The 6120-nt window shown below is 64.4% G+C and carries 5 protein-coding genes; 2 read left to right on the top strand and 3 right to left on the bottom strand.

The genetic code is table 11. The features are described 5' to 3' along the window. On the top strand, nucleotides 1-184 hold a 184-nt coding region (locus BLW48_RS35695; RefSeq protein WP_218137564.1), incomplete at its 5' end, for a hypothetical protein. On the opposite strand, the gene BLW48_RS33760 is transcribed toward BLW48_RS35695, so the two are convergent. From BLW48_RS33760 to BLW48_RS33755, 3 genes are all read right to left on the bottom strand, one after another. Then, entirely contained in the window at nucleotides 181-2046 is a 1866-nt protein-coding gene (locus tag BLW48_RS33760) for a phosphoenolpyruvate carboxykinase (GTP) (RefSeq protein WP_093180035.1), read from the bottom strand. The genes BLW48_RS35695 and BLW48_RS33760 overlap by 4 nt on opposite strands. Nucleotides 2047-2199: 153 nt before the next feature. Beyond that, nucleotides 2200-2352 (bottom strand): hypothetical protein, encoded by a 153-nt coding sequence (locus tag BLW48_RS35555; RefSeq protein WP_177142503.1) that lies wholly within the window; start codon nucleotides 2350-2352, stop codon nucleotides 2200-2202. 119 nt (nucleotides 2353-2471) lie between these two features. Beyond that, entirely contained in the window at nucleotides 2472-3671 is a 1200-nt protein-coding gene (locus BLW48_RS33755; RefSeq protein ID WP_176929023.1) for a threonine ammonia-lyase, read from the bottom strand. 121 nt (nucleotides 3672-3792) lie between these two features. On the opposite strand from BLW48_RS33755, the gene BLW48_RS33750 reads away from it, so the two are divergent. Then, the gene (locus BLW48_RS33750; RefSeq protein ID WP_093180033.1) at nucleotides 3793-6117 is read left to right on the top strand and encodes an ATP-binding protein; all 2325 of its coding nucleotides are present in this window, start codon (nucleotides 3793-3795) and stop codon (nucleotides 6115-6117) included. Nucleotides 6118-6120 lie beyond the last annotated feature (3 nt).

Here is a 6120-nt window from a genome sequence, read left to right as displayed (position 1 = left end):
CGATGATAGTGCGGGTTCCCGTGTGAAAGTAGGTCATCGTCAGGCTCTTACAGCCCAGAAACCCCCAGTCAGAAATGACTGGGGGTTTTTGCTTTTGGAATTTGCAAATATTCAAATGCGCAGAAACAAAAAAAGCCCGATGAATCCATCGGGCTTTTTTTGTTGGCGCAACCAGTGTGATTAGGCGGCCAGGCGCTGCTCAATAGCAGCCTTGGTTTCCGGCAATTCCGTCGGCAGATGGTGCTCCAGCTGCTTGAACAGTTCCGCGTGCAGCTTCAACTCCGCTTGCCAAGCTGCCTTGTCAATACTGGTCACCGTGGCGAATTGCTCGGCGCTGAAGTTCAGGCCCGTCCAGTTCAGATCCTCATAGCGCGGGCTCACACCGGTGATGTGTTCCACACCTTCGGTCTTGTTGCCTTCGACGCGGTCGATCATCCACTTCAGCACGCGCATGTTCTCGCCGTAGCCTGGCCAGACAAACTTGCCGTCGGCACCCTTGCGGAACCAGTTGGTCGTGTAAATCTTCGGCAGCTTGGCGCCCGAGGCTTCCAGCTTCTTGCCGAGATTGAGCCAGTGCTGGAAATAGTCGCTCATGTTGTAGCCCATGAACGGCAGCATCGCGAACGGATCGCGGCGCACCACGCCTTGCTGGCCGGCGGCGGCGGCAGTGGTCTCTGAACCCATGGTCGCAGCCATATAGACGCCTTCAACCCAATTGCGGGCTTCGGTCACCAGCGGCACGGTGGTCGAGCGCCGACCGCCGAAGATGAAGGCGTCGATTGCCACGCCCTTCGGGTCGTCCCAAGCGTCGTCGAGCGCGGGGTTGTTCGTGGCCGCCACGGTAAAACGCGAGTTCGGGTGGGCTGCCTTGGCGCCAGTCTCCTTGGCGATCTGCGGCGTCCAGTCATTGCCTTGCCAGTCGGTCAGATGCTCGGGCAGGGTCTTGGTGTCCTGCTCCATGCCTTCCCACCACACGTCGCCGTCATCGGTGAGTGCCACGTTCGTGAAGATCACGTCGTGATGCAGGCTGTCCATGCAGTTCGGATTGGTCAGCATGTTGGTGCCCGGCGCCACGCCGAAGTAACCCGCTTCAGGATTGATGGCGTACAGGCGGCCGTCCTTGCCGGGCTTGATCCAGGCGATGTCGTCGCCGATGGTCGTGACCTTCCAGCCTTCGAAGCCGGCAGGCGGCACCAGCATCGAGAAGTTGGTCTTACCGCAAGCGCTGGGGAACGCAGCCGCCACGTGGTACTTCTTGCCTTCGGGACTCGTCACGCCCAGGATGAGCATGTGCTCGGCCAACCAGCCTTCGTCGCGGCCCATGTTGGAAGCGATGCGCAGCGCGAAGCACTTCTTGCCCAGCAGCGCGTTGCCGCCGTAGCCGGAGCCATAACTCCAGATCTCGCGCGTCTCGGGGTAGTGAACGATGTACTTGGTCTTGTTGCAGGGCCAGACCACGTCTTTCTGGCCGGCTTCGAGCGGCGCACCCACGGTGTGCACGCAAGGCACGAAGTCGCCGTCGGCGCCCAGCACCTCATACACGGCCTTGCCCATGCGGGTCATGATGCGCATGTTGACGGCCACATAAGGCGAGTCGGACAGTTCGATGCCGATGTGGGCAATCGGCGAGCCCAGCGGGCCCATGCTGAACGGCACGACGTACATCGTGCGGCCCTTCATGCAGCCGTCGAACAGGGGGTGCAGCGTCGCCCGCATTTCAGCCGGTGCCATCCAGTTGTTGGTGGGGCCGGCGTTTTCCTTTTCCGCGGAGCAGATGAAGGTGCGGTCTTCGACGCGCGCCACGTCGCTCGGGTCGGACACCGCGAGGAACGAATTGGGGCGCTTGGCGGGGTTGAGCTTCTTGAAGGTGCCGGCGTCGACCAGTTGCTGGCAGAGGCGGTCGTATTCTTCCTTGCTCCCGTCGCACCAGTGGATGGCCTCGGGTTTGCACAGCGCGGCCATGTCGGCCACCCAGGCAATCAGTTTCGCGTTCTTGACGTATGAGGGCGCCTGAATGTTGAGGCCCTGCATCGTGGGTGCGTTCATCGGAAAATCTCCTAAGTTGAAAAATCGTCTTTCCGAACGGGGCGCTGTGCCTGCTCAGGCACGGAGGTCCGTTTGAGAAAACGTTTCGCTTCGGGAGATTGCGTCAGTGCGGGCCGCACCGCCCGCAGACAAAGGCGACAGTGCCTGTCAGCGTCAGGCCAAGAAGACCGCGATCGATGCCAGAAGCAGCATCAGCACGCCGCCGGCCAGCGGAAGTACCAGCGGCATCAGGTGAACGACCGATTCGACAGCGTCTTTTTCGACAGCGGCAGCGTGGCTCGGCTCGACGGGAGTAGGGTTGGACATCGGGAAATTCCTCGAAGGCTCAATTGACAAACTGATAGCATTTTACCGGCGGGTAGCCCAGGGCCGGTCTAGGGGGATGCGAGCCCCTGAATCAGGCTTGTCGGGGTTGATCTTGCGGCTCAATGCTGCTCTTCGGCTTCGAAGCCCGCATCCTTCAGCGCGGCCAGCACGCTGGCCAGATGGGCCCGCCCGCGCGTCTGCAGCACCAGCTCGACGTCGACGTTCTGCGCCGCCAGCATCGTGAAGGCGCGTTGATGGTGAACCTCGTCGACGTTAGCGCCCGCTTCGGCCACAGTGGCCGTAATCTGCGCCAATGAGCCCGGCACATCGCGTGCGCTGACACGCACTCGGGCCAGCCGCCCAGCCCGCACCATGCCCCGCTCGATGATGGCCGCTAGCAGCAGCGGATCGATGTTGCCGCCCGACAGAACCAGCCCCACGCGCTTGCCCTTGAAGCGTTCGGGGTGCCGGATCAGCGCCGCCAGCCCCGCCGCGCCCGCGCCTTCGACCAGCGTCTTCTCGATTTCGAGCAGCATCAGCACGCCTTGCTCGATGTCGCCTTCGTCCACCAGCAGCAGGTCGTCGACCTTGCTCGCGATGATTTCCTGCGTCAGCACGCCGGGCGTGCCGACCGCAATGCCTTCGGCGATCGTGCTCTTGCCCTGCACGTGGTGCGTGCCCTTGATGGCGTTGACCATCGCCGGAAAGCGCGTGGTCTGCACACCGACGATCTCGATGCCCGGCTTGCGCTCGCGCGCGGCGACCGCCATGCCCGCGATCAGCCCGCCGCCGCCCACCGCTACCACCAGCGTGTCCAGGTCGGGTACGGCGTCGAGCATCTCGAGCGCCACCGTGCCCTGGCCCGCGATGATTGCCTCGTCGTCGTAGGGATGCACGAAGGTCAGCCCTTCGCGCTGTGCAAGCTCGAAAGCGTGGGTCCGCGCCGCCTCCAGCGTGTCGCCGTGCAGCACCACCTCGGCGCCGAAGCCGCGCGTGCGTTCGATCTTCACACCAGGGGTGAAGCGCGGCATCACGATCAGGGCGCGCAATCCGAGGCGCTGCGCGTGATAGGCCACACCCTGCGCATGGTTGCCGGCAGACATGGCGATCACTCCGCGTGTACCGTTCTGGGAAAGATCGACCAGCTTGTTGCACGCCCCCCGCTCCTTGAACGAGGATGTGAACTGCAGGTTCTCGAATTTCAGGAACACCTGAGCGCCGACGATTTCCGACAGGGTGCGTGACTCGACACACGGCGTGTTGAGCACCTGGCCTTGCAGGCGCGCCGCGGCGCGCTCGATTTCCTGGATTCCGATCATGGCGCGCATTGTGGCTGGAATCGCACCATCAGGGTTTTTCCCGTTTACTGGCCTTCCCGAAGCTAAAAGTCTGCGTTATGGTCGCTCCGAGATTGAGATTGTCCTCGTTGGAGGTTGCCTGATGGCCAAGCGTGCGGGTGTCGATGTAGTGGCTGCTGCGGTACGCGGGCAGGCATTGCCGTCGCCCGGCCTCAAGGAGGCGCCGGTGCTCGAGCTCATGTGCTCGCACTTCGTGCTCACGCTCGCAGCCAAGCAGGGGCCGCGCTTCAATGTGCGGCGCGATATCAACGGCCTCCTGTCGCTCACGGGGCGGCACCTGGTGTGGCCCGCGGCGGTGCTGCAGCGGCTGCGCGAATTCCTCGGACGCCGCTGCGCGGGCAACGAAGCATGGAAGGGCGTCGAAGACTTCGACGGCCGCACGCTGCTGGAACGCCACGGCGTGTGGCGCGGCCCGTACGAAGAGGGCACGCTGTTCTTCTACCTCGACGAATACGCCAAGGACCAGCCCAAGGACCTGCTCTCGGTGCTGGCCGTCACGCGCGACTGGCTCACGCACGCACTGCGCAAGCAGTCGACGCTGGTCGAGAAGAACATCGATGCGCTCGCAGGCCTGCTGCAGCTCAACAAGGCCGAGCGCGCGCTGCTGCTCTACGGCACGCTTGCGCGCTACCAGCGTGACCTGCGCTCGCTGCTGGTCGAGTTCAAGGTCAACAACGCACCCGAGGCCTATGCGGCCATCGCCGACATCGCGGGCGTTAACGCAAGCGAAGTGGGCGAGGCCCTGCGCGCGGGCTCGCGGCTCGAACGCATCGGGCTCGTCGAGAACCTCATCTCCGAGCACAACATCACCGACCTCGCAGATCTCATGAAGGTCAGCGAGAAGCTGCCGCCCGTGCTCATGCGCGAATACCGCGACCACAACGAGTTGATGGCCGTGTTCACGCGGCCTTCGGCCAAGAGCGCGCTCACGCCGCACGACTTCTCTTTCGTGCAGGAAGATGCGCAGATGCTCGTCACTCTGCTGCGAGCGGCGGTCGCGCGCAAGGAGCCCGGCGTCAACGTGCTGCTCTACGGCCCGCCCGGCACCGGCAAGACCGAACTCGCGAAGGTCGTCGCGCAGGCGGCCGGACTCGAACTCTTCGAAGTCGAATACGCAGACCGCGATGGCAACTCGCTGAGCGGCCGCGACCGCTACCGCTCGCTGCAGATCGCGCAGGTGTTCCTCAAGGGCAGCGCGCAGGCCGCGCTGCTGTTCGACGAAGTCGAAGACGTCTTCCCGCCCATCAGCACGGAAGCCGCGCAATTCATGGCGCGCGCCGAGCAGATTCCGGCGCCCACCAGTGGCAGCGTCAGCGGCAAGGCCTGGGTCAACCAGATCCTCGAGGCCAACCCCGTGCCCACGCTGTGGGTCACCAACCGCATCGAGCAGATCGACCCGGCCTTCCGCCGCCGCTTCGCCTATCACCTCGAGCTCAAGTCGCCGCCGCCCGGCGCGCGCGAGCAGCTCGTGAAGAAAACGCTCGAGGGCGTGGTTGTGTCCGAGGCCTTCACTGCCAAGCTGGCCGAGCGCAAGGGTCTCACGCCCGCGCAGATCCGCACGGCAGTGCGTTTCGCAGGGCTCGCGCGAACCGACGACGCATCGATGGAAGCGCTCATAGAGCGCCAGCTGCGCAACGCCGACCTGGCGCTGGGCACGCTCGACACCGGCCGCGGCGAGCGCCGCAGCGTCACCACCTACGACCTCGACATGCTCAACGTCGAGACCCGCTTCGAGATCCCGCGCATCGTCGAGGCACTGAAGGCGCGCGGCCACGGCACGCTGTGCTTCTACGGCGCACCAGGCACCGGCAAGACCGCGCTGGCCGAACACATCGCCAAGGCCGTCGGCCGCCCGCTCATCGTCAAGCAGGCCAGCGACCTGATGAGCAAGTACGTCGGCGAAACCGAGCAGAACATGGCCGCCATGTTCCGCGAGGCCGAGAATGAAAAGGCCGTGCTGCTGCTCGACGAGGCCGACAGCTTCCTGCAGGACCGGCGCGGCGCGCAGCGCACCTACGAGGTCACCGAGGTCAACGAGATGCTGCAGGGCATGGAGCGCTTCAACGGCGTCTTCATCTGCACCACCAACCTGCTCGACCGGCTCGACCAGGCTGCGCTGCGGCGCTTCACCTTCAAGATCAAGTTCATGCCGCTCACCGCCACGCAGCGGGAGCGCATGTTCATCACCGAGGCGCTCGCCGGCGACGCCGCACTCATGACGAGCGCCATGCGCTCGCGGCTGGCACCGCTGACACAGCTGTGCCCGGGGGATTTCGCGGCGGTGAAACGACAGGTCGATATCCTCGCGGCGGAGTTTTCCGCGACCGAGTTTCTCGACCAGCTCGAAGCCGAGCACCGCATCAAGCCTGAAGTGCGCGAATCGCGCGGCATGGGCTTCCTGCAGTAGCCG

It is taken from the genome of Variovorax sp. YR266, assembly GCF_900107295.1.
In the GTDB taxonomy this organism is placed as follows: domain Bacteria; phylum Pseudomonadota; class Gammaproteobacteria; order Burkholderiales; family Burkholderiaceae_C; genus Variovorax.
The sequence above is the reverse complement of the archived record's forward strand: the minus strand, read 5'-3'. Positions and strand labels throughout refer to the sequence as shown.